Raw genomic sequence first — 26,167 nt, 5'->3', positions numbered from 1 at the left:
GTATTAGGCCCGCGCAGTCCTCACGAACGCGAAGCGATAGATCGTCAGCAAGATGATCGAGCCGACCACAGCCATGATGAAGCCGACGGGATCGCCCTCGCCGTACAAGCCGATCAGACGACCCACGAACCCACCGACGAGAGCGCCGACGATCCCTAGGATCGCGGTGATGACGAAGCCACCAGGATCGCGGCCCGGCATTACAAACTTGGCGACAAGGCCGACGACCAGACCGAACACGATCCATCCGATTATGTGCACGATGTTCTCCTCAGCCGCCTCATTGGCGGCGCTCAACTGTTGCGCCTTCCCGCTCATCCCGGAGCCGATGATTCGGTTCCGCGACAGGTTCCGTTCCTAAACGCAGCCCGAGGTATCCGAGGACAGCCAGGGACAGCTGCCCGGTAGAAGTACGCAAGTGTCATGCCGGCCACCAGTCGCTGCCAGGCCTTCTTCATCACGTCAATCGCGGCCTGTTGACGCCGTCGGCGGCGAGGTCGCCACTTTCCTGGTCTTGGCCGTGTGTTGGCGACGAGTCGCTCGGCATGCAAGGTTCCATGCCGTTGTACTTGGCAGACGCCTTGCTCATCCAAGGAAGGGAACTCAATGAGCCAGTTGTTTTTTACCGGTTTGGCCGTGAAGATTGGTCTCGCGCCGGCGTGCCCTCTAGAGGGACTCACGACCGTCCGACCCCAGGAAAGCCCGCTCGATCGACGCCGTGAAGCACGGCCAGGGGCTTCAGGCACTCGTCACCGCGGCGCGCGCAACACAGGGTCGGCGACGAACGAGCCGAAGCTCGCCACGCTCAACTCCGACCCGGTCCTCGGTAGTCGTTACCGGGTAACCCAGACCACCAAAGACCCCTAAACCCTTCAACGCACGAGAAAGGACGCTTCATGAACGCCCATACCTCTGACGAAAAAACGGTTGGGACCGGCACCACAATCACCGCCGCCGCTCAGGAGCTCGGGGCGACCACCGCCACCAAGGCGAACGAGGCGGCCACAGTCGTCGGCGAGAAGATCGGATCGCTCGCGACCGTGATCCGGGAACACGCTCCGCAGGAAGGCGCGGTGGCGACAGCCGCCTCCACGGTGGCGAATGGGCTCGAGTCGGCGAGCTCGTATTTGCGGGAGAAGAAATTCGACGGCCTGGCACACGAGGTGACTAATGTAGTCCGTACCTATCCTCTCCAGTCGTTACTGATAGGTGTCGGCCTTGGTTATCTGCTTGCCCGACGTTCGAGGTAAAGCATGGAGCGCGGATCGTCACGGCGCGTAGGGCCAGGCTTCGTGTCATTGATCGGCGGCATCGCGAGTGATGCCAAAGAATTGCTGCTGCGGGAAGTAGCACTCATAAGGCTCGAAGTGCAGTACGAACTGCACAAGGCTAAGAGCAAGGCGATCGCAATGGGCGTTGGAATAGGAGTCACCATCTCGGGTGGAATATGCCTGGTGCTCATGCTGGTCCACCTGCTGTCGTCAGTGACATCGTTTCCTCTGTGGGAGTGCTACGGGATTGTGGGAGGCCTGCTTCTCGTCGTGGGCGGAGTCCTGCTCAAGGGCGCCAAAACCAAAGCAGCTGAACTGGACGCGGTGCTGCTGCGGCCGGTGAAGAGGATCAAGGAGAGTGCCTAATGGCTGACACACCCGACGAGAGCCGACGAAAGATTGAAAGAGGTCGTCAAGATGTCGCCGACACCAGTTCGGCAATAGCAGAGAAGCTGGCAATTTTGGAACATCGAGCCCAGGAGACGGTTGACGCGGTGAAGCACGGGGTCGATTTTCGCTATCAGATGAAGCAACGGCCCTGGCTTATGATTGGCGGGGCCGTGGTCCTGGGCTATGCCCTCGGGCGCCGGCGTGGTTGTTCAAGCAGGACACCTGATACGCCATGGGTACCGTCCGCGCGTACTCAGTCCCCGCAGAGTGTTGCGAGTCGAGCCACAAGTCCGGCTCAGGACCACCTTGCCAGCGTCAAAGGGGCAGCCTTGGCGGCTGTCACCAGTACGCTGTGGGCCATGGCCAAACAGGTTCTGCGGCCAGCGGCCCGACGGGTCGGTGATGTTATCGCCGAGGCAGGGGCTCAACCGGTCAATAGCCCAAAGGTAAACGGCGCGAAATCGCGAGCCTCGGAACCGGCGACGGCTTCACTTTCCAGGTTCGCTGAAACTCGTTGACGGGATCGGCGACATGAACTATCCCGCGTTTCTCGCTTCTTCTCCGGAGCGCCGCCCGAACTCACGTTCGGAAAGCCGGGGAAACGTCCTGATCCATCGCGCCGTTGCCGTCCTGTTGGTGCTGATCGTCGTTGTGCTCTCGGGGTGCGCTTCGACGTCTCCGCCGCAACCCACCGCGCGTCCGTTCGAGAACCTCCGACAGCTCGTTGTCGTTGCGTCCGGCGATAGCACCTTCGCGGTGACCGAGCACAACGCGGAGCCCGGCCGCACGTTCGACGAGATTCTCAAGTGGGGCTCATTTGGCGGCTGGTGGTGGAAGCCCGCCGCCGACCTCGCCCACCGAGGGATCAACTGGCTGCTCCAGCTCAACCGCAAGTCCGACGTCAGCGCGGGCCTCGGGGGCGTCTCGCCGCGCGAGGTGGTCGCCGCCGCCTTCGCCTCAACTCTCCGCGCAAGCGGACAGTACGACGAGATCAGCACACTCACGGCCGAGCCCACCAGCGACGATCGCCGAGGCGTGGACGCGATCGTACGTCTCGCCGTGCCGGCCTGGGGCCTGGTGCGTGTGCGCGAGGGCGAACCCGACCTTCACTCCGCCTTCGCGGACGTGCGCGCCGAAGTGGTCGTGCCGGGCACGGGCGTCGTCGTCTGGGAGCGCTCCGAGGACGTCACGGATCTCGAGCGAGTACCCCTCGCCACGTTCACCGCCGATCGTAAGTTCACGCGCCAGCAGCTGATCGACGTGCTGGAACGCGCGGGCCAACGCCTCGCCAGCGAGCTGCTCTATGCGCGGAGCGCCGGCCAATGAACGCCGGCCGCTCGCTGGCGATTGCGACGCTCCTGTGCAGTTTGGCGCTGGCTTCGGGCGCCGGGTGCGCGCGCAATCAGAGGCTCGACGTGGGCTATCCGGAGGCCAGCGTCAACCGCGCCCTGCTGGCCTCGGTACCACCGCAGCGCGTCGGCATCAGCCCGGTCGTCGATCGTCGACTGGACACGAGCCGTATCGGCTCCCTGCGGAACGACGGCCGGGCCATCGTGACGCGCCGCCCCGTCAGCGACATTGTTCACGACGCGCTCACGGTCGAGGTCAGCCGTAACGGTCACGCGGTGCTTACCGACGCCCAGGATGTGGTGCTCGCTGCCGAGGTCGAAGAATTCTGGCTCGACGTGGTCGTCGGCCACTCGCATGCGCAGTACGTCGGCAAGGTCGTGCTGGCGCTCGCCGTGGTCGACGGCCGCAACGGCGAAACGTTGTTCACCCGCCACTACGCCGGCACTAAACGTCGCGAGGCCGATGCTGACGCCAAGGACGTCGCCCGCGAGGTGATGGATGCGGCGCTGGCGCGCACACTGCACGACTTCGCCACTGACCCGAAAGTGGCCGCCGCGTTCGACCGTCGCGCTCGCTGACGGTCCGAAGCTCCCTCGGCCCAAATGCGCGTCGCCGCGCGATGGTACGCTAGGGCTCACCCGTTCGACGTCAATCTGCGCATGAAGTCGCTGTCGAGCGACTCCAAGCGGCAGCGCTGCCGCGGCTCCAGGCGGACGTAGCGCTGCGGATCGACCGTGACGCTGCGCGCCGGCATCACGATGTACACCACGCGCAGATCCGCCGACTCCCCGGCGCGGAGAGCCTGAGCCCCCTCAGGAGACGCGTCGGAACATCTCGGGGTAGGTGACGACGAGCCCGTCGGCATCGACTTCGATCTCGCGGACGAAGTCGATGTCGAGGGCCGCGTAGCGGTAGCGGCGGCGCGGCGCGAGACAGGTGTAGCGCTGAGGATCGGTCACCGCCCTTGGCGCCGTGCCCCCTCCCAGGACGATGTAGACCGTCTCGAGATCGGCGGATTCGCCCGCGGCGAGCCCGAGGCGGCGTATGGGCAGCGTGTTGGTGAAAGGCGTGATCGGCAGGTCCACGTCGATCGCGCCCTCGAGATCCGGGCGGGGCGCGCCTGCGCCGTCGCGCCAATGCCCCGCGCCGTCGCCCAGCAGCACCAGCGGCCGCTCATCGCCGATCAGCCCCGCCTCCACCCGCCGGACGCGCCAGCCCGCGTCGCACTCGATGCGGAAGCGCGCGGCGAAGGGGCGCCCGTCCTCCTCGGTGCCGATCACCACGGCATCGGCGACGAGCTCCTCCGGCCCCTCGCGAAGCACCAGGTGCTGGAGTCCAGTGCCCGCCCAATCCTGCCAGCGGGCCACGAGCGTCCGGCTCATTACCCGGCTGTTCCGCCGCGCTCGAGGTGCTTCTTCATGGCGTTCATGCCCTGCTCGATGAGGCCGCGCATGTACCCGGAGCCATGTCGACTCCCCTTTCACACGCCCCGCTGTCCGGGGTCTCATGGGTGTCATGCCACATCCACTGGTGACCCAACTCCGCTTCACCCGTAGTGAATGGATCCGGGGCCTCAAACGTGTGACACCGGAGGAGGCGGCGCGTCACATCGCGCCGATCAACCCGATTTCATGGATGATCGGGCACCTCGCCTGGCAGGAGCAGCTCTACTTCCTCGAGCGGGCCCAGGGGCTGACGCCGGTGCCCGAGGTCAGGCAGTTCGGCTTCGGGAAACTTCTGACCGTGCCACCCCTGGAGGATGCCTGGCGGTGGTGGCGGCAGGTGACGACGGCTGCCGATCCCTACCTGGACACCCTCGAGGGCTCAATGCTCACGCGCAAGTGGAAGCGGGAGACCGGCGGCGAGACGCCGGGGACCAAGCTGCTCCGGACGACCTATCACTACTGGTTCCACCTGGGCGAGTCGCAGGCCGTGCGCCAGATGCTGGGGCACAAGGGCTTGCCGACCTTCGTTGGCGGCTTCGGGAGGAGCGTCTACCGCCCCGAGCCCTAGCCGCCGCAGAGGGTCAGCTCGTCCGCGTCTTCAAGTACGAGTTCTTCACCGCGATCTTGTCGCCCTTGAAGGTGAAGACGTCGCAGCCCGTGACCTCCACCTTCTTGCCGTCGGTGGTGGTGCCGGTGAAGAGCCACTCGGAGAGCCCGCGATCGCCCGACACGAAGTGCCGCGCATTGCCGAAGTGCACGTCGGGGAACCGCTTGAACACGCCGGCGAAGCCCTCACGCACGGCGTTCTTCCCGACGAAGCGCTTCCCCCACGGATCGGGGCCGGCGGAGATCTCGAACACGCAGTCGTCCGCCATGAACGTCATGAGGTAGTCCACGTCGTGCCGGTTCCAGCCGTCGCCGAACGCCTCCAGATCCTTGACCGTGACCATGGTGTTGTCCTCCGTGCGCGCGACGATGCCGCCGAAGCGCGCGCGCGTCAAGCGACGATTTTCCGTGCGCGTTGTATGGGGGCGCGGGGAAGCCGCGGCCGGATGTATGGTGGAGGCGTGCTGACGAGGCGAGACCTTCTCGCATGGCTGGCCGCGGGCGCGGCGAGCGCCGTCGCCGCCGGGCCTCGCGCGCAGGTCGCCGCCGCGAGCAATCTCCTCGAGCGGCGGATTCCGTCGAGTCGCGAGATGCTGCCCGCCGTCGGCATCGGCACCTGGCGCGTGTTCGACGTCGGCGCGTCCGACGAGGCGCGCGCGCCCATCAAGGACGTGCTGCGCCGCTTCGCGGAGCTGGGCGGGCGCGCCATCGACTCCTCGCCGATGTACGGCGCCGCCGAGACGGTGGTGGGTGACGTGGCCACCGAGGTCGGTGTGCTCGACCGGCTCTTCCTCGCCACCAAGGTCTGGACGAGCGGCCGCGAGGCGGGCATCCGTCAGATGGACGAGTCGTTCCGACGTTTGCGCGCGTCGCGGGTGGATCTCATGCAGATCCACAACCTGCTCGACTGGTCCACGCATCTCCGGACGCTGCGCGAGTGGAAAGCGAAGGGCCGGATCCGCTATGTGGGCGTCACCCACTACACCGAGAGCGCCTACGACGAGCTGGAGCGCGTGCTACGCGCCGAGGCGCTCGACTTCGTCCAGGTCAACTACTCAGTGGACGAGCGCGAGTCGGAGCGCCGCATCCTGCCGCTCGCCCACGAGCGGGGCGTGGCCGTCATCGCCAATCGCCCCTTCGCGGAGGGCGCGCTCTTCGGGCGCGTGCGGGGCAAGCCGGTGCCCGCGTGGGCGGCGGAGATCGAGTGCGACTCGTGGGCCCAGATCTTTCTCAAATGGATTCTGGGCAATCCGGCAGTCACCTGCGTCATCCCGGGCACGGGCAAGCCGGAGCACCTCCTGGACAACATGAAGGCGGCCACGGGGCGGCTCCCCGATGCGGCGATGCGGGCCCAGATCGCCGCGGCCCTGCGCTAGGCGGCCGCAGCGGCGGGTCGCGCTCGACCTGCGTCCTGACGAGACGCGCCGAGCGCGCCAGGTCTTCGGCGCGCTCGGCCTCCAGGGTCTCGATCAGGAACAGCTCGCTGGCGTCGAGCCAGCCCATCAGGCTCAGACCGCCACGCTGTCCTGACCGCGCGGGGCATTCACTTCGTCGGGCGGCGCGGCGAAGGCTCCCGAGGTCACGAACAGCGTCATTGCGAAGGCCACGACCCACAGCGCGATTCCGATCTTCCGCATGTGCTGATTCCTCCTGAGCGTGATGGACTGCATGGCCGCTCAGGAGAGCAGACTCCGTGCCAGCCCGTAGCCGCGCGAATTCATTGAATACGCCCACGCGGCGGCTCGGGCAATGGTTCCAGGTCGAAAGCCTCGCGTTTCGTATTGGAACGGGGGGCGCGCCCGCGCCGTCACGCATTCGTGATTTTTCGCGGCTCTACGCGGGGCCGTGCCCGGCACGCGATTTGCCTTGGAGAGTAGACTTACTCCGGGGAGGGTGTGCATGCCCGCGCCGATGATCCTGACGTGCGTGTCGATGGTCGCGTTCGCCATTCAGCTCCTGATCTTCGTCTATCTCTACCAGTCCCACCGCGTGCGCTTCTTCCAGTATCTGCTCCTCGCCTGGGGCGCGTACACGCTGTCCAAGGCGCTCAAGCTCTTCGACGTGCTCGTGCTCCAGATGGACCAGTCGAGCTTCGTCACCGAGCTGGCGCCCATTGCCGCCGTCGGCTTCACCCTCGCCGCCGCCTTCGCGCACCGCTGGGACTATCGGTTGACCGCGCGCGATGCCCTCGCCGGCTTCGGTGTCGCTGTGATCCTCGCGTTCGCGGGCTGTCTGGGGCCTTACGATCTAGGTCAACGTTTGGTCGGCGCGGGGCTGGGCGGGGCTCAGATCGCCGCGGGCCTGCTCTTCTGGCCGCAGAGCGGGCCGACCCCGCGCTTCCGCGGCGCCCGCCTGCTGGCGGGGCTCCTCACGCTGTGGGGCCTCCACCGCATCGCGACCCAGTTCGTCAACACCGAGGACGGTTCCACCGGCTACATGACCGTGCACGGCGTCTACATCACGATCTACTTCCTCTCGACGTTCGCGGTCATCATTATGGTCCTCGAGCGCGCGCGCAGCGAGAGCGAGCGGCTGCACGCGCGGCTGCGCGAGGCCGAGCGGCTCGCCACCGCCGGCGAGATGGCCGCGGGCATGGCGCACGAGATCCGCAACCCGCTGGCCGCTATCGTCAACGCCACCGCGCTCCTGACGGAAGAGAGCGCCCTCACGCCCGCGGAGCGCGCGGCCACGTTGGGCGCGATTCGCACGGAGGCGCGCCGCCTCAATCGCATCCTGTCCGACTTCCTGCGCTTCGCCCGACCTCAGGAGGCGCACCGCGCCCCCGCCGACATCGGTGAGGTCGTGGAGCACGTGGGGGCGCTGGTCCGGGACGACCGCTCGCGCGCCGCGCGGGTGGACGTGCGCGTGGCCATCGATCCCGCGGTGCCGCGCTTCCGCTTCGATCGCGACCAGATCACCCAGGTGCTGTGGAACGTGGCGCTGAACGGCGTGGAGGCGATGGACGGCAAGGGCAAGCTCTCGCTGGAGGTGGCGCGGCAGAACGGCGACGTGGCCCTCGCGGTGTCGGACACGGGCCCCGGCATCCCGCACGAGAAGCTGCCACGGGTGTTCGAGCCCTTCTACTCGGGCAAGCCCAACGGCAGCGGGCTCGGCCTGACCATCGCCGAGCGCATCGTCTCCGCCCACGGCGGGCGCATCCACATCGACTCCGAGCCCGGCCGTGGGACGCGCGTGACCATGCTCTTCCCCCTCGAGGCGGCCTGACGATGGCCCATCTCCTGGTCGTCGACGACGAGACCTCGGCGCGCACGACGCTCGCGCTCCTCCTCCGCAAGCGCGGGCATCGCGTGCTGGAGGCCGACGGGGTCGGGGCTGCGGCGAAGAGCCTCACCGAGGAGGTGTTCGACCTCGTGGTGACGGACCTCCGCATGCCGGACGGCGACGGCCTGGATGTGCTGCGCGCGGCCAAGGCGCATGCCCCTGCCACCGAGGTGATCCTCCTCACCGCCTACGCCGAGTGGAAGTCGGCGAAGGAAGCGATACGCCTGGGCGCGCTGGACTACTTCGAGAAGGGCCAGGAGCCGGACGAGCTCTACCACCGCATCGACAAGGCGCTGGCCGGCCGCGAGCTGCGCCGCGAGAACGAGAACCTCCGCGCGCAGCTCCGGGAGCGCTTCGGGCTGGCGGGGATCGTCGCGCAGGCGCCCGGCATGCACGCCGTGCTGGAGCTGGTGGCGCGCGTGGCGCCCACCGACGCCACGCTCCTCATCCAGGGCGAGTCCGGCACGGGGAAGGAAGTCATCGCCAAGGCCGTGCACCACGCGAGCCTGCGCGCGGCGCAGCCCTTCGTGGCCGTCAACTGCGGCGCGGTGCCGGAGACCCTCCTCGAGTCCGAGCTGTTCGGCTACATGCGGGGCGCCTTCACCGGCGCCACCGTGAACAAGGTCGGCCTCTTCGAGGAGGCGCACGGGGGCACCCTCTTCCTCGACGAGATCGCCGAGATGCCCGCCGCGCTCCAGGTGAAGCTGCTGCGGGCGCTCCAGAGCGGCGAGGTGCGGCGGCTCGGCGCCACCCAGCCTTCCATCATCGACGTGCGGGTGATTGCGGCCACCCATGGTGACCTGGGCGCGTTGATCAACGAGGGGCGGTTCCGGGAGGACCTCTTCTATCGGCTGAACGTCATCCAGATCTCGCTGCCGCCGCTGCGCGACCGGCGGGAGGACATTCCCGCGCTGGCCGAGCACTTCATGGCGCAGGCAGCGAAGAAGCTCGGCCGCCCGCTGCGGCTCTCCCCAGACGCGGTGGAGCGTCTGCTCCGCTACCCCTGGCCGGGTAACGTCCGCGAGCTCGAGAACGCCATCGAGCGCGCGGCCATCCTGGCTCGGCACGAGGCCATCACGCCAGAGGATCTGCCGCCCCATGTCTCCGCGGGGCTGCATCTCGGTCCCTCGCCGGCGCTCCCACGCCAGATCACGCTGGCCGAGGCGGAGCGCGAGCACATCCTCCAGACCCTCGAGCGGGCGGGCGGGAACCACTCCGGCGCGGCCGAGGCCCTGGGCATCGGCCGGACCACGCTCTGGCGCAAGCTCAAGGAATACGGAATCGAGCGCTGGTCAGGTGTTTCAGGCCGGAACGGACGTTCCATGTAGAAACGTCCCAAGTCTTCCCCGGCGTCTCGCAAGGGGCCGGAAATGCGAACCCTGTAAATGGCACCCGCCTTGAATACGTCTCACGGTCATGCTGAGACTCATCAAGAACGACTCGCCGCGGCGGATCGATCAAGTCATCGACTACTTCGGGGAGCGTGCGCGTAGGATCAGGGCGCGGCGGCGGGCTGCTTCGACGGGTTCGCCCTCACGGCTGGGGCGGTTAAGGCTCGTACCGTCTTCTCGGTGAACGCGTCGGCAGGATAGAGCACCTCGAGGGCGATCTCCTCGAGGGTCACGTCCGCCGGGGTGCCGAACACCGTGGTGGCGCCCATGAATCGGAGCCGCCCGAAGCGCGTCGCGATCTCGAGCGGCATGGCCGGTCCGTCGGCTGTCGCGTGCGCCCCGTCCTCCGCGCTCCCGCCCGGATAGGCGAGGGCCTCCCGCAGCAGAGGCTCCAGCACCGGATCGGCGGTGAGGCTCAGCTGCCGTCGGAGCTGGGCCAGGAGATGCACGCGCCAGGCGGCGAGGTTCACGATCCGTGACGCCATCCCACCGGGATCCAGCATCAGCCGGATCACGTTGATCGGCTGGCGTAAGAGCTTCGGCGCCACTCCCTCGTACATCTCCGGGATCGCAGCGTTCGACGCCACCACCGTCCAGTGCCGGTCGATCACGTAGGCGGGGAAGGGCTTGTGCTTCTCGAGCGCCAGCTCGAGGATCGCGCGAACCGAATCGAAGGACGGGTCCGAGAAGGGGCGGTGCTGGAACACCGGCGCGAAGCCCGCGGACACCAGGAGGGCGTTCCGGTCGCGCAGCGGGATCTGGAGCTCCTCGGCGAGCCGCAGGATCAGCTCCCGCCCTGGCCGCGCGCGGCCCGTCTCCACAAAGCTTAGATGGCGTGACGACACCTCGGCGCGGAGCGACAGGTCCATCTGGCTCAGATGGCGCCGCTCGCGCCATGCCCGCAGTCGATCGCCGATTCCCGGCCCCTTGCGCACCCTGTGGGGCAGCCTAGCAGAGGGTTGCCGGGGCTGCCACGCGGCCATCGCGAGCCATTACCTCCGCGTAATCGACAGGCCCGCGCCTCGCTTCCACACTGAGCCCATCAACCTATCGAGGAGGCGGCGTGATGGACATCAAGGCCCTGGTCGATCGCTACGTGGCGGTGTGGAACGAGCGGGACGTGGAGGCCCGGCGGCGGCGCATCGCGGAGCTCTGGCCGGCAGATGGGCGAACGTGCTACCGCGAGCTCGACTCGCGGGGGCACGCCGCCATCGAGCAGCGGGTGGCGAGTGCCAACGAAACGTGGGTGCGCGACGGGGGCTTCGTTTTCCGGCCGCGCTCGGTCGCGGGGCATCGAGGCGCGGTGAAACTCGTCTGGGAGATGCTGCCTGCGGGCGGCGGCGCGATCGCGGCCGCCGGCCTCAGCGTGCTCGTGCTGGACGACGCCGGCCTGATCCAGGAGGACTGCCAGTTCAGCGAGCCGCCGGGGGCGGCCGCGCCCGAGGTGGAGCGCCTGGTGAGCCGCTACGTCGACTTCTGGAACCAGACGGACGACGGCGCGCGGCTGGGCCGGCTCCCCGCGCTCTGGACGCCTGACACCGTGTTCACCACGGAAACCGGCACCCGGCACGGCCACGCGGGCATCGAGGCGGAGTGGCAGGCCGCCTACGACGTCTGCGGCGCCAAGGGCTTCGCCTTCCGTTCGGCCGGGCTCACCGACGGCCACCACGACATGATCCGCATGAGCTGGGAAATGGTCCCCGAGGGCGGCGGCCCCGCCGCGGCGACCGGTTTCGCACTACTGCTGCTGGGCGAGGACGGACGGATCCGGGCGGACTACCAGATCGCGTGAGCGGCCATCGGGCGAGAGCCTAGTCTGCCCTGAGGGCCGCCAGCACTTCCTTGGCCCAGCGCGACTCGAGGCGATGCGGGGGCGAGTAGTTGATCCCGCTCGTGATCCGCACGCTGCCCTCCGCCTCCTCGGGCGTGTCCTCGAGCACGTCCTCGACGGTGATGTCGAAGCGCGCCAGCCCGTTGAACACGCGGGGCGGCGCCCCGGCCCGGCACTTCAGATAGACGATGCGCTCGGGATCCACCAACAGGAAGGTCGCGACCCGCCGCGACTGAAGGTTCGACGCGCTCCGGCTGCGCAGGCCGATCGCCACGCGCAGGTTCTTGGGGTCGAGAGCGAGGACCTCCAGGTAGGTGCACAGCATCGGGTGCGGATGCCCATCCGGCCCCAGCGTGATCATCGGGAGCACGCGGCCGAGCAGACGCGTGAGGTCCTTCTGGGAGAGCAGCTCGAGCAGGTCGCGCGGCAGAACGCGGCCCAGCGATCGCGACATGACTACCCTCCGTCCCCGCGGAGATCTTCCACGAAGCTGGCGACCAGATCGTCCACCAGACCCATGATCTCCGCGCCCGAGCGCCGCCAGGGCGCTCGCGCCTGACGCTCTACCTGCCAGACCAGCGCGGGGATGGGCGCGCCCGCACCCGACCCGCGCTCGCCGACCACCACGACCTGCCGCTCCACCGTGAGCCGCACCGAGCCGATACCGTAGGCGCCCGACATCGGGAGATAGAAGCCACGCAGCTCGTTGCCGCTCACCTCGCGCACCGCCACCACCAGCCGCAGCCGGTCCGGGCTCTTGGCATCGGGCGCGGGCGCGTTGGGGCTCGCCAGCAGCGCGTCCTCCAGGCGCTTCTCGACCACCTCGGGCGCCAGCTGCGGATGATCCGGCGTGAAGATCACCTCGATGCCCACGCGCTTCAAGCCGCGCAACCCCGCCCAAGCGGCCGCGTTAGCGGCCGCGAGGGGGAGAGCGGGGGCGTTTGGCGAGCCGCAGCCGAAGGCGAGGCGAGCGGATACGATGTCGAGGCCCCCGCTGATGATAGTAATAGCGGCCAGCCCTGCCACCGCGTACCGCATGCGGCGTCAGTACCCGCGCGCGCGGTCGACGGCGTGGAGGAGCGGCTGGCCCGCGAGGAAGCGCTTGAGGTTCTCCACGAACAGCTCGGCCACCACGGTGTCACGCTGGGGATGGAGACCCCCGATGTGCGGGAGCACGGTGATGCCGGGCGTCCGCCAGAAGGGATGCTCGACGGGCAGGGGCTCCACGGCGAACACGTCCAGGATTGCCCCGGCGATGACTCTTCGTTGAACCGCGTCCACGAGATCGGGGTCCACGACCAATTCGCCGCGCCCGAAGTTGAGGAGATGCGCGCTGGGCTTCATCTTGGCAAGCTTGGCCGCGTCGATGTAGCCCCGCGTCCCGGGCGTCACCGGAAGGAGCAGCAGCACGAAGTCGGACTGGGCGAGCACGTCACCCGTCTCCTCCGTCGAGTAGACGCGCTCGACGTGGGGGACGGGCCCGCGCGAGAGCTTGGTGCCGATCACGCGCATCTCGAGGGCGGCGGCCTTGCGCGCCACCTCCACGCCGATGGCGCCGAGGCCCAGGATGCCGAGGGTCTTCCCCGCGAGCGTGTCCGACACGCGACGCGTCCACTTCGACTGCTTCTGGTCCTCCACGATCGCGGCGTAGGGCTTGGTGATGTGAAAAAGCGCGCCCAGGATGTTCTCCGGCATCTGCACCCGGTGCGTGCCCCGCGCGCCGGTAAGCGTCACCGACGGCGGAAGATCGGGCAGGGCGAGCCAGCCCTCCACGCCGGCGGTGAGCGCCTGTATCCAGCGCAGGCGCTCGGCCTTGGGGAGGAGGCCAGGCTTGGCGCGGAAGGCGAGGAGGGCCTCGCAGCGAGCCCAGTGATTCGCGGGCGGCTCGGCCGCGCCCTTCACGGCGATCACCTGCACCTCGCCGGCGAGGCCGGCGTCCGAGATGGCCTCGCGATAGGGCGCGTCGTTGTCGTGCCAGAGAATGACGAGCGGGGCGGGCATAGGGCGAGTGGCAGTGTAAACTCGCTCCAATCATGGCGCAACCCGTGATGGGCTCCGGGAATGTGAGGCCGGCGCGCGCGCTGGTCGTGGGCGCCTCCGGCCAGGTGGGCGGCGCTCTCATGGAAGCCCTGCGCACCCGCGGCCACGAAGCTACGGGCACCTACGCCGCGCATCCGGTTGAGGGCGCCTGGCCGCTGGACGTGACCAGCGTGGACGCGGTCGAGCACGCGGTGATGTTCGTGAAGCCCGACTGGATCTTCTGCCCGGCGGGGCTCAGCCACGTGGACTACTGCGAGGCGCATCCCGACGAGGCCATGCGGCTCAACCGCGACGCGCCGCTGCACCTGGCGCGGATGGGCCAGCGGCTCGGCGCGCGCTTCGTCTACTACTCCACGGACTACGTGTTCGACGGCGTGGGCGGCCCGTTCAAGGAGGAGGATACGGCCCGGCCGCTCAACGTCTACGGCCGCAGCAAGCTCGAAGGCGAGCGCGCGCTGCTGGACGCGATCCCGCGCGCGCTCGTGCTGCGCACCAGCGTGGTGTACGGGCCGGAGGCGCAGGAGAAGAACTTCGTCTACCAGCTCATCCGCGCCTGCCGGGAGGGCCGCCCGTTCCGCCCCGCGTCGGATCAGCGCGCCAGCTCTACGTACAACCCGGACCTGGCCGCGGCCAGCGTGGAGCTCTGCGAGCAGGGCGCTGAGGGCCTCTTCCACGTGGCGGGCAGCGAGACGCTCGACCGCTGGGCCTTCGCCCAGCTCATCGTGAAGACGTTCGAGCTGGACGGCTCGGCGCTCACGCCGGTGAAGACCGCCGAGCTGGCCCAGCCCGCCGCGCGCCCGCTGGCCGGCGGCCTCAACGTGGCGAAGGCGCAAGCCCGGGTGCGGGCGCGCCTTCGCGGCGCCGCCGAGGGGCTGCGGGCGATGCGCGAGGCGCTGGCGGCGCGCGACCGGTAAGACCCGATAAGATCACGTCCCGGTAGGACCACCCCCGGCCAGCAGCTCACGCGGATGCTCGATCCACGATCATGCGCTCTTTGTCACTCGATCACCTGATCCGCCCGCGCCAGCAGCGACGGCGGGATCGTCAGGCCGAGCGCCTTGGCGGTCTTGAGGTTGATGACCAACTCGAACTTGGTCGGCTGCTCGACGGGCAGGTCGCCGGGCTTGGCCCCCTTGAGGATCTTGTCCACGTAGGTCGCGGCCCGGCGAAAGAGATCGGAGATGTCCGGCCCGTAGGACATGAGGCCGCCGGTATCGGCAAAAGGCCTGAACGTGTAGACGGCCGGCAGCCGGTTCCTCGCCGCCAACTCGACCAGGCGCCGTGGCGCAGCGTCGAAGACCGGGGTCGAAACCACCGTCAGCGCGCCCGCCCGCTCCCGGGTCATGTCCGAGAAGGCCCGCGCGAAGTCCTCCGGATCACGTGCCTCGACCACCTGCAGTCGCATGCTCAGCGCCCGCGCGGCGGCGTCCCAAGTCTTGAGTCGCTCCTTTGTGACGGCCGGAGGCGCCGCATCCGGCTTGTGGAGCAGGGCCACCCGACTCAGCCCCGGAATCGCCTGCTTGAGCAGCTCCAGCGACTTGCTGGCCAGCTCCGGTGAGTTGACCGCCAAACCGGTAACATTACCGCCGGGCCGAGCGAAGCTCGCGACAAGTCCCTCGCTCACGGGATCGCCAGCCGCGCCGAAGACGACCGGGATAGTTGATGTCGCCCGCTTGGCGGCCAGGGCCCCGAGGGTACCGCCGCCGGTCAGGATGAGCCTCACGTTGAGCGCCGCGAGTTCAGCGGCCAGCGCGGGGAATCGGTCGGGCCTTCCCTGAGCGTCACGGTACTCGATGACCAGGTTCTTCCCTTCGACGTAGCCAAGATCACGCAGCCCTTGGAAGAGCGCCTCGCGGGGTCGAGTATCGCCGGCAGTGAGATTGAGCGACAGGAAGCCGATCCGAGGGATGTCGGAGGATGGCTGCGCCTCGGCGGCGAGCGGCGCGGCGAGGAGACCCCCTGAGACCATCGCCAGGAAGGTCCGTCGCTCCATCAGGGGTCCTCCCTGAACTTGTTGAGACCAAGAGTTGCCCACCGCTGGATGGCCCTCACCGTCGCCGTTCCACCAGGGCGAGCATGTCGTCAACCTCGGCGCGGAGCAGAAGCAGGCCGTCGCGCACCGCAGTGCGCCGCCGGTGCTGGAGACGCCGCCAGCGACACGTACTCGAGCACGCCATCTTGCCCTTTCGGGGCCGCATCGGGCGGCCGCACACCACGCAGCGGTCGGGGGCTTCCGGGGAGCCTAGCACAGGGCCGCTAGGCCCCGTATCCAACGGCTTCGAGGCGGCGATCTGGCGCGGGGAGGGGTCGCGACATAGGCTAGAGGCTCAGCCCTGTCGAATCGGCGGGGACCGCTCGACCATCCCATGAGGACAGGTGTGAGATGAGTGCGCCGATCGACACCCAGAAGGCCGGCCGCCGCGAGTGGATGGGGCTCGCCGTGCTTGTCTTGCCCTGTCTGCTGGTGGCGATGGACCTCACCGTGCTCAACCTCGCGGTGCCGTCGCTGAGCGCCGCGCTGGCGCCCAGCGCGTCCCAGCTGCTGTGGATCGTGGACATCTACGGCTTCTTGATCGCGGGCTCGCTGATCACCATGGGCACGCTGGGCGATCGCATCGGCCGGCGCCGCCTGCTCCTGATGGGCGCGACCGCGTTCGGCGCGGCGTCCGTGCTCGCCGCCTTCGCCACGAGCGCGGGCACGCTGATCGCCGCGCGCGCGGTGCTGGGCGTGGCCGGCGCCACGCTCATGCCGTCCACGCTCTCGCTGATCCGCAACATGTTCCACGACCCGCGCCAGCGCACGGCCGCCATCGGCATCTGGACCACGAGCTTCTCCATCGGCGGCATCCTGGGCCCGCTGCTTGGCGGCATGCTGCTCGCGCATTTCTGGTGGGGCTCCGTGTTCCTGCTCGCGGTGCCGGCGATGGCGCTGCTGCTCGTGCTGGGCCCGATGCTCCTGCCCGAGTTTCGCGAAGAGCAGCCTGGCCACTTCGACATCCCGAGCGCGGCGCTGTCCCTGTTCGCGATCCTCGCGGTGATCTTCGGCGTGAAACGCATCGCGGAGTACGGCCTGGGGCACACGCCGCTCGCGTCGATCGGCGTCGGCGTCCTGCTGGGCGCCGCCTTCATCCGCCGTCAGCGCCAACCCGAAGACCCGCTGATCGATCTGGGCCTCTTCGAGCGCGCGGCCTTCAGCGCCTCGCTCGGCATCAACACCCTGGCGTTCTTCGTGATGTACGGCGTGTTCTTCTTCATGGCCCAGTTCCTCCAGCTCGTGCTGGGGCTCTCGCCGCTCGCCGCCGGGCTCTGGACGGTGCCGTCTTCTGCCGCGTTCATCGTGGGCTCGCTGCTGACGCCGGTGGTGCTGCGGCACGTGCGGCCGTGGCTCATGATGGCGGGCGGGCTGATCATTTGCGCCGTCGGGTTGAGCGTGCTCACCTGGGTGGACGGGGAGTACGGACTTCCCCCCATCGTGATCGGCTCCATCGTGGTGCTGCTGGGCCTGGCGCCCGTGTACATCCTGGCCACGGACATGATCGTGGCGAGCGCACCGCCCGAACGAGCCGGCGCGGCCTCCGCTATGTCGGAGACCAGCGCCGAGCTGGGCGGGGCGCTCGGCATCGCGATCCTGGGAAGTATCGGCGCGGCGGTGTACCGCGGGATGATGGCGGAGGCGCTGCCCGCGGGTATCCCCGCGGAGAAGGCCGAGACGGCGCGAGCCACGCTGGGCGGGGCGCTCTCGGCGGCGGCCAGCGTCGGGGGCCCGCTGGGCGTGGAGCTGATGGCACGTGCCCGGGAGGCCTTCGCACAGGGGCTCGAGATGACGGCGGTGATCGGCGCGGCGGTGGTATTGGCCGCGGCGGTCACGGCCGTGATGACGCTGCGCCGGGTGGCGTGGCAAGGAGGTTCGTCATGATCAAGGGATTCGGCGGTGCGACGATCTGGAGCGAGGACCTCAACAAGCAGCTGCTCCCGTTCTACCGGGACACGCTCGGCCTTTCCGTGGGCGTGCAGACGGAGGGCTTCGTGGTGCTCGGGCAGCCGGGCACACCCGTCTTGTGTCTCGGCACGCACAGCGAGGTGCATGGGAAGAACGCGGACCCCGCACGGCACATGGTGAGCCTGATCACCGACGACGCGAAGGCGGAGTTCCAGCGGCTCAAGGACGCCGGCGTCGAGTTCGTGGAGCGGCCCACCGACTACGGTCAGTTCCGCATCGCCACGCTCAAGGACCCCGAGGGGAACCTCATCCAGCTCCTGGAGCGGGTGGGATAGGGAGGGAACGGTGGCGCGCACCGTGTTCGATCCCGACTTCGGCACGGCGACCCAGGCCTTGGCCGCGCTCCGGCGCGGCGCGATGTCTTCACGTGAATTGACGGAACACGTGCTGGCGCGCATCGACAAGCTGAACCCCGCGCTCAACTGCTTCGTCACGGTCACGCCCAACGAGGCGCTGGCCGCGGCGAAGCGCGCCGACGCGCAACGGGGGAAGCGGAGCGGCAAGAGCGCGAAGCTCGGGCCGCTCCACGGCCTCCCCATCGTGGTGAAGGACACCTATGCGACCAAGGGCGTGCGCACCACCGCGGGCTCGAAGATGCTCGAGCGGCACGTGCCGGAGGAGGACGCGGTGGTGGTCGCGCGCCTCAAGGCCGCCGGCGCGGTGATCGTGGGCAAGACCAACACGCCGGAATGGGCGGCAGACTGGCAGGCCTTCAACGACGTGACGGGCCAGTCGAACAACCCCTGGGATCTGACGCGCACGCCGGGCGGCTCCACCGGCGGCGGGGCGGCGGCGCTGGCGGCGGGGCTGGGCTTTCTCGAGGTTGGCAGCGACATCGCCGGCTCGATCCGCGTCCCCGCCCACTTTTGCGGAATCTACGGCCACAAGCCCACGTGGAACGTCGTGCCGATGCGCGGCCACATCCCGCCGCTCCCCGGCCAGGGCGGCACCTACTCGGAGCTGCCGGTGGCCGGGCCGATGGCGCGAAGCGCCGAGGATCTACGGCTCGAGCTGGGCGTGCTCGCGGGGCCCGACGCCCCCGATGCGGTGGCCTACGCGTACCGGCCGCCGCCGTCGCGCGGCAAGACGCTTCGCGACTACCGCATCGGCTACGTGCTCGACGATCCGAGCTACCCCGTGGACTCGGGGATGAAAGCCGTGCTCGCGGAGGCGACTGCGGCGCTGCGCAAGGCGGGCGCGCGGCTGACGGAAGGCTGGCCCGCGGGCGTGGACCCGATCGGGCAGTATCAGCTCTACGGCTGGCTGCTGGGCGCGTTCTTCTCGATGACGCTGCCCGACGCCGACTTCAAGCGCACGCAGGACGAGGTCGCCAGGGGCACCGACAAAGTCTTTTCCCACGGCACCGTCGCATTCCATCGCGAGTGGCTGCCGCAGACCGGGAGGCGCCTGGCCGCGCGCGCCACCTGGGCGGAGTACTTCAAAACCCATGACGCGTTCCTCCTGCCCACCGCGTTCATGCCCGCGTTCCCGCACGACCACTCGCCCATCGAAGGCCGCACGCTCAAGCCCGAGGGCAGCGGCACGCGGCCTTACGCCGGGATGAGCCGGTGGATTTCCTACGCCACACTCACCGGTTGTCCCGCTACCACGCTGCCGGTGGGGCGCACGCGGGGCGGGCTGCCGGTGGGCTTGCAGATCGTGGGCCCATTTCTCGAAGACGCGACGCCGCTCGACATCGCGGCGCGCGTCGAGCAGGTCGTCGGCGGCTTCGTGCCGCCACCGCTCGCGTCCGGCGCGCGCGGCTAACTCACAAGGAGGGCTACGTGGCCGCGAGCAAGGTCGTGTGGGTGGGACGGGGCCTCTCGGTGCTGATCACGCTGCTGTTCCTGTTCAGCGCCGCCATGAAGTTCGTCAACAACGCCGAGGTGAAGGAAGGCATCGCTCATCTGGGGCTTCCCGAGCGCATGCTGATCCCCCTGGGCATTCTCGAGGCATCCTGCGCCATCCTCTACCTGATCCGACCCGTGGCCGTGCTCGGCACCGTGCTGCTCACCGGCTACATCGGCGGCGCCATCTGCACGCACTGGCGGGTGGGGGATCCTTTCTGGCTGCAGATTCTCCTGGCGCTCTTCGTCTGGCTGGCGATGTATCTGAGGGAGCCGCGGCTGAAGGAGGTCCTGCCCGTCCGGCGCTGATGACGAGGACGCTGATCGCGGGGTCTCCGCGACGAAAGACGGCCCGGCCCGCGGTGGGCCGGGCCGCGTGTGCGTGGGCTAGGAGCGGCCCGCGCTTCGGTGCTCGAGCTCCTTGCGCAGCGCCTGTTCCTTCGCCACCTCCTCGGGCGGCATCACCTCCGCGGGGAAGTCCTCCACCTCGAACACCGGGCGGATCTCCACTTCCTCGCCCTCGCTGAACGGGATGCGCTTTGCCCAGTCGATGGCCTCGTCCTTCGACTTCACCTGTATCATCCAGAAGCCCGCGAGCTGCTCGCTCACCGGCGTGAAGGGGCCGTTCTTGATCGTGGGGGTGGCGCCCTTCGACTTGCCGAACTTCACGCGGACGCCCTGGGAGGTCTCCTTCAGGCCCTCGCCGGCCAGCATCACGCCCGCCTTCACCATCTCCTCGTTGTAACGCCCCATAGCCGCGATGAGCTCGGCGCTGGGCATTCTCCCCAACTCGGAATCTTTGTTCGCTTTCACCAGGATCATGAATCGCATGTCACTCCTCCTTACCCCTTGTCGAATGAGGCAGGGCCTGTTCGACTAGGGGTGATTACAGGGTGAAGGAGAAATGAGCCAATGACTAGCGGACTTTCAAAGGCGCGGCTGGGCCGGATGCACGACGTCATGGCCGGCCACGTCGAGCATGGCGGCATTCCCGGCCTGGTCACGCTGGTATGCCGACGGGGCGAGACACACGTGGACGCGATCGGGCGCATGGCGTTGAGCGGGCGCGCGTCCGTCCAGCGGGACACCATCTTCCGCGTGGCCTCGATGTCCAAGCCGGTCGTCGCGGTGGCCGCGCTCATCCTCGTGGAGGAGGGCCGGCTGCGCCTCGACGATCCCGTCGACGCGCTCCTTCCCGAGCTCGGCAATCGCCGGGTGCTCAAGCGCCTCGACGGGCCGCTCGAGGAGACGGTGCCCGCGGCCCGGCCCATCACGCTGCGCGACCTCCTCACGTTCCGCCTGGGCTTCGGCCTCGTCATGGCGCCGCCCGGCGCCTATCCGATCCTGAAGGCGCTTCAGGACACGGGCCTCGCGGTGGGCCCGCCGCGGCCGCAGGACGCGCCCGCGCCCGATGAGTGGATGCGCCGCTTCGGCACGCTGCCCCTCATGCATCAGCCCGGCGATCGGTGGATGTACCACACGGGCTCGGACATTCTCGGCGTGCTCGTGGCGCGCGCCGCGGGACAGCCGCTCGGCGAGTTCCTCCGCACACGTATCTTCGAGCCGCTCGGCATGAAGGACACGGCCTTCAGCGTCCCGGCGGGGAAGATCGACCGCCTCGCCACGAGCTACTGGACCAATTTCCAGACCGGCGCCTTCGAGGTGTTCGACGAGGCGCGCGGCGGGCACTGGAGCAAGCCGCCCGCGTTTCCCTCCGGCGGGGGTGGGCTCGTCTCCACCGTGGACGACTTCCTCGCCTTCTCGCAGATGCTGCTCGACAGGGGGCGCTTCGGCCACGAGCGCATCATCTCGCGGCCCTCGGTCGAGACCATGACCACCGATCAGCTCACAGCCTCGCAGAAGGCGAGCTCGGGCCTGGTGGGCGGCTACTTCGACTCCCACGGCTGGGGATTCGGCGTCGGCGTGGTCACGCGGCGCGAGGATCCCGGCGAGCCCCTGGGGCAGTACGGCTGGGACGGCGGCCTCGGCACCACGTGGCGCTGTGATCCCGCCGAGCAGATGGTGACGATTCTCTTGACTCAGCGCGCGTGGACCTCGCCGGTGCTACCAGGCGTCCACCGCGACTTCCTGACCCTGGCCTATCAGGCGATCGACGACTGATCGCGCGACAAGGAGACACGATGGAGATGCAAGCGGCGACGACGCAGCACAAGTGGCTACAGCAGCTGGTCGGCGAGTGGACCTTCGAGGGCGAATGCATCATGGGGCCCGACAAGCCGGCCGAGCGGAGCAAGGGGCGCGAAAGCGTGCGCCCGCTGGGCGAGTTCTGGGTGATCGGCGAGGGCGAAGGCGAGATGCCGGGCGGCGGCCTCGCGAAGATGCTGATCACGCTCGGCTACGATCCCGCGAAGGGCTCGTTCGTCGGCACGTGGGTGGGCTCGATGATGCCGACGCTCTGGGTCTACGACGGCCGCCTCGATCCCGCTGAGAAGGTGCTGACGCTCAGCGCCGAGGGGCCGAGCTTTACCGGCGACGGCAAGATCGCGCAGTACCAGGACGTGATCACGCTCGAGAGCGAGGATCACCGCATCCTCCACTCGCAGGTGCAGGGCGAGGACGGTGCGTGGAACCGCTTCATGACCGCGCACTACCGGCGGGTGAGGTAGGCCGCCGATGCTGCTGAGGATCCTGATCGGGCTCGTGGTGGTGACTGCCGGGGTGGCCGCGGTGGTCGCCACCCGGCCCGCGGAGTTTCGCGTGGCGCGCGCGACGACCATCGCCGCGCCGCCCGCGGCGGTGTTCGCGCAGATCAACGACTTCCACAAGTGGGAGGCGTGGAACCCCTGGGGCAAGATGGACCCGGGCATGAAGCAGTCGTACGAGGGCGAGCCCGCGGGAGTCGGCGCGGTCTACCGCTGGTCGGGCAACAACGAGGTGGGCGAGGGGCGCATGACCATCGTGGAGAGCCGCCCCAGCGAGCAGGTGAAGGTGCAGCTCGAGTTCTACAAGCCCTTCGCCGCCACCAGCCTCGCCACGTTCACGCTGATGCCCCAGGGGACCAACCAGACCCTGGTGATGTGGAGCATGGAGGGCCAGAACAACTTCATGGCCAAGGCAGTGCACATGGTCATGAACATGGATAAGATGATCGGCGGCCAGTTCGAGAAGGGCCTGGCCGCGATGAAGACGGCGGCGGAGGCGGCCTCGAAGTCGTAGCGCACGGGCCCCGCGCGGCCACAGGGGAGGCTAGCCGCGCGTGAGCTCCAGGATCGGTCGCACCTCGATGCTCCAGAGGCGCGCCATGGGAATCCCGGCTGCGATCTCCACGGCCTGGTCCATGTCGCGCGCGTCTATCAAGATGAACCCCCCCAACTGTTCTTTCGTCTCCGCGAACGGGCCGTCGGTCCTGAGGACCTTGCCGCCGCGGACCTTCACGGTGCGGGCGGTCCTGGGGCCCCTCCTCGCCTCTGGTCGCCCGGGGACCGGCCAATCGACATTTTCCCGGACCCGGCCATGTGTCGAACCTGGCCCCCGGCATTCGACCATGGTAGGGGAGGGCTGACATGTTCTACGGGTGGACCCTCGTGGCCGTGGGCTTCGTCGTGACCTGCATCGGCATGGGCGCGATGATGTCGCTGAGCATCTTCCTCCAGCCGCTCAGCCAGGCCATGGGCTGGTCCCGCGCCGGCATCTCGGCCGCCGGCCTCCTGAACTTCCTCGGCATGGGCCTGGGCTCCTTCCTCTGGGGGGCCATGTCCGACCGCTTCGGCACGCGCACCGTCGTCATCTCCGGGGCCGTGCTCCTGGGCGGCGGGCTCGTGGCGGCCAGCCAGGTCTCGACGCTGCTCCAGTTCCAGCTCGCCTTCGGCATCTTGGTCGGCCTCGCGGTCGGGGCCTTCTACGCCCCGCTGACCGCCCTCACCACGAAGTGGTTCACCGAGAACCGGAGCCTGGCGGTGGCCCTGGTCTCCGCGGGCATGGGGCTCGGCTCCACCGTGCTGGGTCCGCTGGTGCGCGGGCTCATCACGAATTACGACTGGCGCGTGGCCATGATGGTCGTGGGCAACATCGCCTGGCTCGTGATCATCCCCATGGCGCTCCTCGTGCGCGAGCCAGCGAGCGTGGCCGGCTCCTCGCCCGCCGCGGCGGGCATCCCGGCGGGGCCCGAGCTGACGGCGGCCCAGGCCTTTCGCACGCCCCAATTCGCCGCGGTCGCCTTCACGCACTTCTTCTGCTGCGCGGCGCACTCGGGCCCCATCTTCCACATGGTGAGCAACGCCATGGACCACGGCGTCAGCGCCATGACCGCGGCCACCGTGTTCGGCGTGGCGGGCATTGGCTCCCTCGGCGGCAAGATCCTCTGCGGGCTCATCGCCGACCGCATCGGCGCCAAGCGCATGATCCTGATCGGTCTCACCGCGCAGGCCACGGCCATCGCGCTCTACACCGTGATCGGGACGACGGCGGCCTTCTACGCCCTCGCGCTCGGGTTCGGCTTCTCCTACGGCGGCGTGATGCCGCTCTACGCCATCGTGGTGCGCGAGTACTTCGGCGCCAAGATCATGGGCACGGTGTTCGGCGCCCTCGGCGCGGTGGCCACGCTCGGCATGGCCATCGGTCCCGTGGCGGGCGGCTTCTTCTACGATTCCTTCGGCAGCTACTTCTGGCTCTTCGCGGGCTCGGCCGGCATCGGGCTGGGCGCGGTGGCCATCGCCGCCACCTTCCGCCCGCCGCAGCCGGTGCAGGTACCCCTGCCCACGCCGAGCGTGGCGGGCTGACGCGCGGGGCGCCGGACCCCGCCTCGGGAGGCACGCGATGCGCTACATGCTCCTCATCTACAAGGACGAGAAGTGGTGGGACGCCCTCACGGCGGCGGAGCAGCGCGGGCTCGTGCAGAAGGCCATCGACTATGCGGAGCCTCGGAGAGCCGGTGGCTTCTATCTGGGCGGCGAGCGCCTGCAGGGCACGGACACCACCACGATGGTCCGGATCAAGGACGGCCGGCCCCTCATCACCGACGGGCCTTTCGCCGAGACCAAGGAGCAGCTCGCCGGCTACATGATCCTGGAGGCGCCGAACCTCGACGAGGTGCTCGACTTCACCCGGCATCACCCGCTGGCGCAGGCGGGCCTGGCCATCGAGATTCGCCCGCTGCGCGACGGGCTGGAGGGGATGGACACGGGCCCGCGGCCCGCGCCGCGCTTCTGAGCGAGCGCCGCTCGCTAGTGGGGTAGCGCCAGCAGCGTGTCGAACGCCTTGGCGATCGCCACCGCCTGATCCGGCCGCACGCCCGATCCGGGCAGCGCCGCCATGCGCCTGATGGTGGCGAGGCGCTCCGGCGCGGTCTTCAGCACCATCAGGTTTACCGTCGTCTCGTCATGGCAGCGCGCGCAGCGCAGCACCAGCATCGAGGCGCCGATCTTCTCGAGCTCGTCGTCCGTGATGTCGGCGCCCGGATGCGTCTGCATGCGCTCGATGGTCTTCTGGAGCTGCGCGGGCTCGAGCACCGCCGCCGCGCCGAGCCGCCGCGCGGTGTGACAGCCGATGCAGTTCTGCGTGAGGATCTGCCGGATGGGCAGCGGGCGCAGAGCGGCGATGTCGCGCTTGGTGGCCACGTCCGCCGGCAGGGCCGCCACGCGCTGCCGCACCTCGCGCACCTGCGCGATCAGCGCGAGGGTCAGGATGAGATTGGCCAGCACCACCAGCGTGACGACGATGCGGACGCCGGAGATCATGTCAGGACGCGGTGGCCCGGCCCGCGCCATGAACGGCCCCGGCGGGCGCGGCGTGCGGGCGCGACGCCGCGTGAGGCGCGCGCAGCTCCTCGTGGATCGGCAGCACGCGGATCAGCACACCGTAGACGAACACGGCCCCCGCCGTGATCCCCAGCGTGATCCCGACCTCGGCCAGCGCCGGCACATAGGTCTCCCAGTGCCGGACGCGGAGGCCGATGACTGCCACGTTGAGCCGGTGTAGCAGCACCCCGCCCACGATGAGAGCGCACGCCGTGGCCAGCCCGGCCGGGCGCTGCCGCACCTCCGGGAGCATGAGGAGCACCAGCGGGACCAGGAGCCCCAGCCCCACCTCCACCCAGAACGAGACGGCGAACCAGTTCCAGGCGAGCATGGCGTCGGAAGCGCCGCGGGCCAGGAGATCGCCCATCTGGAACGCGAGGAAGAGGCCGACGACCCACACCTCGATGCGCGCCAGGCTCCCCAGCATCGCCATGCGCGGCGTGAAGCCCAGCCAGCGTGCGGCGGCCAGGTGCTCGAGGATGGCCAGCGCGGGGCCCGCCATCATGGCCGAGAAGAGGAAGAGCAGCGGGAGATTCTCCGACCACCAGAGCACGTTGATCTTGTGGGGGATCAGCACCAGCAGCGTGCCCAGCGAGGACTGGTGGAGATGCGAGAGCGTCACGCCCAGCAGCATGATGGGCATGTAGATGGTCCGGATCACGCGGAGCGCGCGGCCCCAGCCGAGCTCCTCCGCCGGCACCTGCGCGAACTCGATGGCGAGCACGGAGAGGTAGAGGAAGGCGCACCAGCCGACCTCGTAGAGCGCGGCGGTGGGCGCCCAGGACACGAGGATCATCCACACCATCCACGGCCGCCCGAGCTCCACCATCAGCATGACGATGGCGCTGGCGTACAGGAGCAGCCCCATGAGCACGGCCGGGCGCAGGAGCGCATGGTAACGATGGCGGCCCAGGATCTCGACCAGGGCGGTAATCGTGAAGCCGACGCCGCCGAGGGC

32 protein-coding genes and 1 pseudogene are annotated in these 26,167 nt (G+C 69.1%); 19 read left to right on the top strand and 14 right to left on the bottom strand.

The features are described 5' to 3' along the window. Positions 1-3 precede the first annotated feature (3 nt). Positions 4-318 (bottom strand): GlsB/YeaQ/YmgE family stress response membrane protein, encoded by a 315-nt coding sequence (locus tag VFX14_22020; protein ID HEU5192376.1) that lies wholly within the window; start codon positions 316-318, stop codon positions 4-6. Between the two features lie 578 nt (positions 319-896). Here VFX14_22020 and VFX14_22015 point away from each other — a divergent pair. The 4 genes from VFX14_22015 (at position 897) to VFX14_22000 (ending at position 3,589) form a co-directional block, all read left to right on the top strand. Next, positions 897-1,250 carry a hypothetical protein gene (locus VFX14_22015; GenBank protein ID HEU5192375.1) on the top strand — a complete coding sequence of 118 codons (354 nt, stop codon included), beginning with the start codon at positions 897-899 and terminating at the stop codon, positions 1,248-1,250. Between the two features lie 48 nt (positions 1,251-1,298). After that, a complete protein-coding gene (locus tag VFX14_22010; GenBank protein ID HEU5192374.1) occupies positions 1,299-1,637 on the top strand; it encodes a phage holin family protein in 339 nt (112 codons plus the stop codon). A 780-nt stretch (positions 1,638-2,417) separates the two neighbouring features. After that, entirely contained in the window at positions 2,418-2,987 is a 570-nt protein-coding gene (locus VFX14_22005) for a hypothetical protein (protein HEU5192373.1), read from the top strand. Further along, on the top strand, positions 2,984-3,589 hold the full coding sequence (locus VFX14_22000) for a YajG family lipoprotein (protein ID HEU5192372.1): 606 nt from the start codon (positions 2,984-2,986) through the stop codon (positions 3,587-3,589). The genes VFX14_22005 and VFX14_22000 overlap by 4 nt, the downstream gene beginning before the upstream one ends. Positions 3,590-3,645: 56 nt before the next feature. Here VFX14_22000 and VFX14_21995 read toward each other — a convergent pair whose 3' ends face one another. Together VFX14_21995 and VFX14_21990 are read right to left on the bottom strand one after the other, a co-directional pair. Beyond that, a complete protein-coding gene (locus VFX14_21995; protein ID HEU5192371.1) occupies positions 3,646-3,876 on the bottom strand; it encodes a putative glycolipid-binding domain-containing protein in 231 nt (76 codons plus the stop codon). After that, positions 3,824-4,393 (bottom strand): putative glycolipid-binding domain-containing protein, encoded by a 570-nt coding sequence (locus VFX14_21990; GenBank protein HEU5192370.1) that lies wholly within the window; start codon positions 4,391-4,393, stop codon positions 3,824-3,826. The genes VFX14_21995 and VFX14_21990 overlap by 53 nt, the downstream gene beginning before the upstream one ends. A 133-nt stretch (positions 4,394-4,526) precedes the next feature. Here VFX14_21990 and VFX14_21985 point away from each other — a divergent pair, with 133 nt between their 5' ends. After that, entirely contained in the window at positions 4,527-5,024 is a 498-nt protein-coding gene (locus VFX14_21985) for a DinB family protein (protein HEU5192369.1), read from the top strand. A 13-nt stretch (positions 5,025-5,037) separates the two neighbouring features. Here the strand turns inward: VFX14_21985 and VFX14_21980 are convergent, their stop codons facing one another. After that, positions 5,038-5,406, bottom strand: a complete 369-nt coding sequence (locus VFX14_21980; GenBank protein ID HEU5192368.1) for a nuclear transport factor 2 family protein — start codon at positions 5,404-5,406, stop codon at positions 5,038-5,040. Positions 5,407-5,523: 117 nt separating this feature from the next. On the opposite strand from VFX14_21980, the gene VFX14_21975 reads away from it, so the two are divergent. Continuing rightward, the gene (locus VFX14_21975) at positions 5,524-6,438 is read left to right on the top strand and encodes an aldo/keto reductase (GenBank protein HEU5192367.1); all 915 of its coding nucleotides are present in this window, start codon (positions 5,524-5,526) and stop codon (positions 6,436-6,438) included. A gap of 132 nt (positions 6,439-6,570) precedes the next feature. Here the strand turns inward: VFX14_21975 and VFX14_21970 are convergent, their stop codons facing one another. Continuing rightward, positions 6,571-6,699 carry a hypothetical protein gene (locus tag VFX14_21970; GenBank protein ID HEU5192366.1) on the bottom strand — a complete coding sequence of 43 codons (129 nt, stop codon included), beginning with the start codon at positions 6,697-6,699 and terminating at the stop codon, positions 6,571-6,573. A gap of 262 nt (positions 6,700-6,961) precedes the next feature. Between VFX14_21970 and VFX14_21965 the strand changes: the two genes are divergently transcribed. Together VFX14_21965 and VFX14_21960 are read left to right on the top strand one after the other, a co-directional pair. Further along, positions 6,962-8,287, top strand: a complete 1,326-nt coding sequence (locus tag VFX14_21965) for an ATP-binding protein (protein HEU5192365.1) — start codon at positions 6,962-6,964, stop codon at positions 8,285-8,287. A 2-nt stretch (positions 8,288-8,289) separates the two neighbouring features. Next, positions 8,290-9,672, top strand: a complete 1,383-nt coding sequence (locus VFX14_21960) for a sigma-54 dependent transcriptional regulator (protein ID HEU5192364.1) — start codon at positions 8,290-8,292, stop codon at positions 9,670-9,672. Positions 9,673-9,839: 167 nt separating this feature from the next. Here the strand turns inward: VFX14_21960 and VFX14_21955 are convergent, their stop codons facing one another. Beyond that, complete coding sequence (locus VFX14_21955; GenBank protein ID HEU5192363.1) at positions 9,840-10,670, bottom strand: helix-turn-helix transcriptional regulator; 831 nt, start codon at positions 10,668-10,670, stop codon at positions 9,840-9,842. Positions 10,671-10,801: 131 nt separating this feature from the next. Here VFX14_21955 and VFX14_21950 point away from each other — a divergent pair, with 131 nt between their 5' ends. Next, positions 10,802-11,527 (top strand): nuclear transport factor 2 family protein, encoded by a 726-nt coding sequence (locus VFX14_21950; GenBank protein ID HEU5192362.1) that lies wholly within the window; start codon positions 10,802-10,804, stop codon positions 11,525-11,527. Positions 11,528-11,546: 19 nt separating this feature from the next. Here VFX14_21950 and VFX14_21945 read toward each other — a convergent pair whose 3' ends face one another. The 3 genes from VFX14_21945 to VFX14_21935 form a co-directional block, all read right to left on the bottom strand. Then, a complete protein-coding gene (locus VFX14_21945) occupies positions 11,547-12,020 on the bottom strand; it encodes a hypothetical protein (protein HEU5192361.1) in 474 nt (157 codons plus the stop codon). 2 nt (positions 12,021-12,022) lie between these two features. Next, the gene (locus VFX14_21940) at positions 12,023-12,448 is read right to left on the bottom strand and encodes a hypothetical protein (protein ID HEU5192360.1); all 426 of its coding nucleotides are present in this window, start codon (positions 12,446-12,448) and stop codon (positions 12,023-12,025) included. A 162-nt stretch (positions 12,449-12,610) separates the two neighbouring features. Beyond that, the gene (locus VFX14_21935) at positions 12,611-13,567 is read right to left on the bottom strand and encodes a D-2-hydroxyacid dehydrogenase (protein HEU5192359.1); all 957 of its coding nucleotides are present in this window, start codon (positions 13,565-13,567) and stop codon (positions 12,611-12,613) included. Between the two features lie 62 nt (positions 13,568-13,629). Between VFX14_21935 and VFX14_21930 the strand changes: the two genes are divergently transcribed. Then, entirely contained in the window at positions 13,630-14,520 is an 891-nt protein-coding gene (locus VFX14_21930; GenBank protein HEU5192358.1) for an SDR family oxidoreductase, read from the top strand. 83 nt (positions 14,521-14,603) lie between these two features. Here the strand turns inward: VFX14_21930 and VFX14_21925 are convergent, their stop codons facing one another. Further along, positions 14,604-15,599 (bottom strand): ABC transporter substrate-binding protein, encoded by a 996-nt coding sequence (locus tag VFX14_21925; GenBank protein ID HEU5192357.1) that lies wholly within the window; start codon positions 15,597-15,599, stop codon positions 14,604-14,606. A 390-nt stretch (positions 15,600-15,989) separates the two neighbouring features. Between VFX14_21925 and VFX14_21920 the strand changes: the two genes are divergently transcribed. Genes VFX14_21920 through VFX14_21905 form a run of 4 tightly spaced genes read left to right on the top strand, consistent with a single transcriptional unit; the run spans position 15,990 to position 19,762 of the window. Then, a complete protein-coding gene (locus VFX14_21920) occupies positions 15,990-17,522 on the top strand; it encodes an MFS transporter (protein HEU5192356.1) in 1,533 nt (510 codons plus the stop codon). Continuing rightward, complete coding sequence (locus tag VFX14_21915; GenBank protein ID HEU5192355.1) at positions 17,519-17,881, top strand: VOC family protein; 363 nt, start codon at positions 17,519-17,521, stop codon at positions 17,879-17,881. The genes VFX14_21920 and VFX14_21915 overlap by 4 nt, the downstream gene beginning before the upstream one ends. Positions 17,882-17,891: 10 nt before the next feature. After that, the gene (locus tag VFX14_21910; GenBank protein HEU5192354.1) at positions 17,892-19,373 is read left to right on the top strand and encodes an amidase family protein; all 1,482 of its coding nucleotides are present in this window, start codon (positions 17,892-17,894) and stop codon (positions 19,371-19,373) included. A gap of 17 nt (positions 19,374-19,390) precedes the next feature. Further along, complete coding sequence (locus tag VFX14_21905) at positions 19,391-19,762, top strand: DoxX family protein (GenBank protein ID HEU5192353.1); 372 nt, start codon at positions 19,391-19,393, stop codon at positions 19,760-19,762. Between the two features lie 78 nt (positions 19,763-19,840). Here VFX14_21905 and VFX14_21900 read toward each other — a convergent pair whose 3' ends face one another. Beyond that, positions 19,841-20,284, bottom strand: coding sequence for a YciI family protein (locus VFX14_21900; protein HEU5192352.1), 444 nt, complete (start codon positions 20,282-20,284; stop codon positions 19,841-19,843). An 81-nt stretch (positions 20,285-20,365) separates the two neighbouring features. Between VFX14_21900 and VFX14_21895 the strand changes: the two genes are divergently transcribed. Genes VFX14_21895 through VFX14_21885 form a run of 3 tightly spaced genes read left to right on the top strand, consistent with a single transcriptional unit; the run spans position 20,366 to position 22,630 of the window. Continuing rightward, positions 20,366-21,574: a serine hydrolase domain-containing protein gene (locus VFX14_21895; protein ID HEU5192351.1), complete on the top strand. Its 1,209-nt coding sequence runs from the start codon at positions 20,366-20,368 to the stop codon at positions 21,572-21,574. Between the two features lie 20 nt (positions 21,575-21,594). Further along, a complete protein-coding gene (locus VFX14_21890; protein HEU5192350.1) occupies positions 21,595-22,080 on the top strand; it encodes a DUF1579 domain-containing protein in 486 nt (161 codons plus the stop codon). A 7-nt stretch (positions 22,081-22,087) separates the two neighbouring features. Then, positions 22,088-22,630: an SRPBCC family protein gene (locus VFX14_21885; protein ID HEU5192349.1), complete on the top strand. Its 543-nt coding sequence runs from the start codon at positions 22,088-22,090 to the stop codon at positions 22,628-22,630. A gap of 30 nt (positions 22,631-22,660) precedes the next feature. On the opposite strand, the pseudogene VFX14_21880 reads toward VFX14_21885, so the two are convergent. Further along, positions 22,661-22,861: pseudogene (locus VFX14_21880) on the bottom strand (YciI family protein). A gap of 116 nt (positions 22,862-22,977) precedes the next feature. Between VFX14_21880 and VFX14_21875 the strand changes: the two are divergent. After that, positions 22,978-24,192, top strand: coding sequence for an MFS transporter (locus VFX14_21875; protein HEU5192348.1), 1,215 nt, complete (start codon positions 22,978-22,980; stop codon positions 24,190-24,192). A gap of 37 nt (positions 24,193-24,229) precedes the next feature. Then, positions 24,230-24,622, top strand: coding sequence for a YciI family protein (locus VFX14_21870; GenBank protein HEU5192347.1), 393 nt, complete (start codon positions 24,230-24,232; stop codon positions 24,620-24,622). Positions 24,623-24,636: 14 nt separating this feature from the next. On the opposite strand, the gene VFX14_21865 is transcribed toward VFX14_21870, so the two are convergent. Together VFX14_21865 and nrfD are read right to left on the bottom strand one after the other, a co-directional pair. Further along, on the bottom strand, positions 24,637-25,149 hold the full coding sequence (locus VFX14_21865) for a cytochrome c (GenBank protein HEU5192346.1): 513 nt from the start codon (positions 25,147-25,149) through the stop codon (positions 24,637-24,639). 1 nt (position 25,150) lies between these two features. Then, on the bottom strand, positions 25,151-26,167 hold a 1,017-nt coding region (gene nrfD, locus VFX14_21860; protein HEU5192345.1), incomplete at its 5' end, for an NrfD/PsrC family molybdoenzyme membrane anchor subunit.

Source organism: Candidatus Methylomirabilota bacterium, assembly GCA_035764725.1.
Lineage (GTDB): Bacteria > Methylomirabilota > Methylomirabilia > Rokubacteriales > CSP1-6 > DASRWT01.
This window is presented reverse-complemented; position numbering and strand designations above follow the sequence as displayed.

What these genes read in the sequence shown, in the direction of transcription:
- VFX14_21870 (HEU5192347.1), top strand. Translation starts at nt 24,230, where the DNA reads ATGCGCTACATGCTCCTCATCTACAAGGACGAGAAGTGGTGGGACGCC.
- VFX14_21945 (HEU5192361.1), bottom strand. Translation starts at nt 12,020, where the DNA reads ATGTCGCGATCGCTGGGCCGCGTTCTGCCGCGCGACCTGCTCGAGCTG.
- VFX14_21915 (HEU5192355.1), top strand. Translation starts at nt 17,519, where the DNA reads ATGATCAAGGGATTCGGCGGTGCGACGATCTGGAGCGAGGACCTCAAC.
- VFX14_21865 (HEU5192346.1), bottom strand. Translation starts at nt 25,149, where the DNA reads ATGATCTCCGGCGTCCGCATCGTCGTCACGCTGGTGGTGCTGGCCAAT.
- VFX14_21900 (HEU5192352.1), bottom strand. Translation starts at nt 20,284, where the DNA reads ATGCGATTCATGATCCTGGTGAAAGCGAACAAAGATTCCGAGTTGGGG.
- VFX14_22000 (HEU5192372.1), top strand. Translation starts at nt 2,984, where the DNA reads ATGAACGCCGGCCGCTCGCTGGCGATTGCGACGCTCCTGTGCAGTTTG.
- VFX14_21925 (HEU5192357.1), bottom strand. Translation starts at nt 15,599, where the DNA reads ATGGAGCGACGGACCTTCCTGGCGATGGTCTCAGGGGGTCTCCTCGCC.
- VFX14_21935 (HEU5192359.1), bottom strand. Translation starts at nt 13,567, where the DNA reads ATGCCCGCCCCGCTCGTCATTCTCTGGCACGACAACGACGCGCCCTAT.
- VFX14_22015 (HEU5192375.1), top strand. Translation starts at nt 897, where the DNA reads ATGAACGCCCATACCTCTGACGAAAAAACGGTTGGGACCGGCACCACA.
- VFX14_21970 (HEU5192366.1), bottom strand. Translation starts at nt 6,699, where the DNA reads ATGCGGAAGATCGGAATCGCGCTGTGGGTCGTGGCCTTCGCAATGACG.
- VFX14_21875 (HEU5192348.1), top strand. Translation starts at nt 22,978, where the DNA reads ATGTTCTACGGGTGGACCCTCGTGGCCGTGGGCTTCGTCGTGACCTGC.
- VFX14_21985 (HEU5192369.1), top strand. Translation starts at nt 4,527, where the DNA reads ATGCCACATCCACTGGTGACCCAACTCCGCTTCACCCGTAGTGAATGG.
- VFX14_22020 (HEU5192376.1), bottom strand. Translation starts at nt 318, where the DNA reads ATGAGCGGGAAGGCGCAACAGTTGAGCGCCGCCAATGAGGCGGCTGAG.
- VFX14_21965 (HEU5192365.1), top strand. Translation starts at nt 6,962, where the DNA reads ATGCCCGCGCCGATGATCCTGACGTGCGTGTCGATGGTCGCGTTCGCC.
- VFX14_21920 (HEU5192356.1), top strand. Translation starts at nt 15,990, where the DNA reads ATGAGTGCGCCGATCGACACCCAGAAGGCCGGCCGCCGCGAGTGGATG.
- VFX14_21890 (HEU5192350.1), top strand. Translation starts at nt 21,595, where the DNA reads ATGGAGATGCAAGCGGCGACGACGCAGCACAAGTGGCTACAGCAGCTG.
- VFX14_21950 (HEU5192362.1), top strand. Translation starts at nt 10,802, where the DNA reads ATGGACATCAAGGCCCTGGTCGATCGCTACGTGGCGGTGTGGAACGAG.
- VFX14_21980 (HEU5192368.1), bottom strand. Translation starts at nt 5,406, where the DNA reads ATGGTCACGGTCAAGGATCTGGAGGCGTTCGGCGACGGCTGGAACCGG.
- VFX14_21960 (HEU5192364.1), top strand. Translation starts at nt 8,290, where the DNA reads ATGGCCCATCTCCTGGTCGTCGACGACGAGACCTCGGCGCGCACGACG.
- VFX14_21995 (HEU5192371.1), bottom strand. Translation starts at nt 3,876, where the DNA reads ATGCCGACGGGCTCGTCGTCACCTACCCCGAGATGTTCCGACGCGTCT.
- VFX14_21885 (HEU5192349.1), top strand. Translation starts at nt 22,088, where the DNA reads ATGCTGCTGAGGATCCTGATCGGGCTCGTGGTGGTGACTGCCGGGGTG.
- VFX14_21895 (HEU5192351.1), top strand. Translation starts at nt 20,366, where the DNA reads ATGACTAGCGGACTTTCAAAGGCGCGGCTGGGCCGGATGCACGACGTC.
- VFX14_21990 (HEU5192370.1), bottom strand. Translation starts at nt 4,393, where the DNA reads ATGAGCCGGACGCTCGTGGCCCGCTGGCAGGATTGGGCGGGCACTGGA.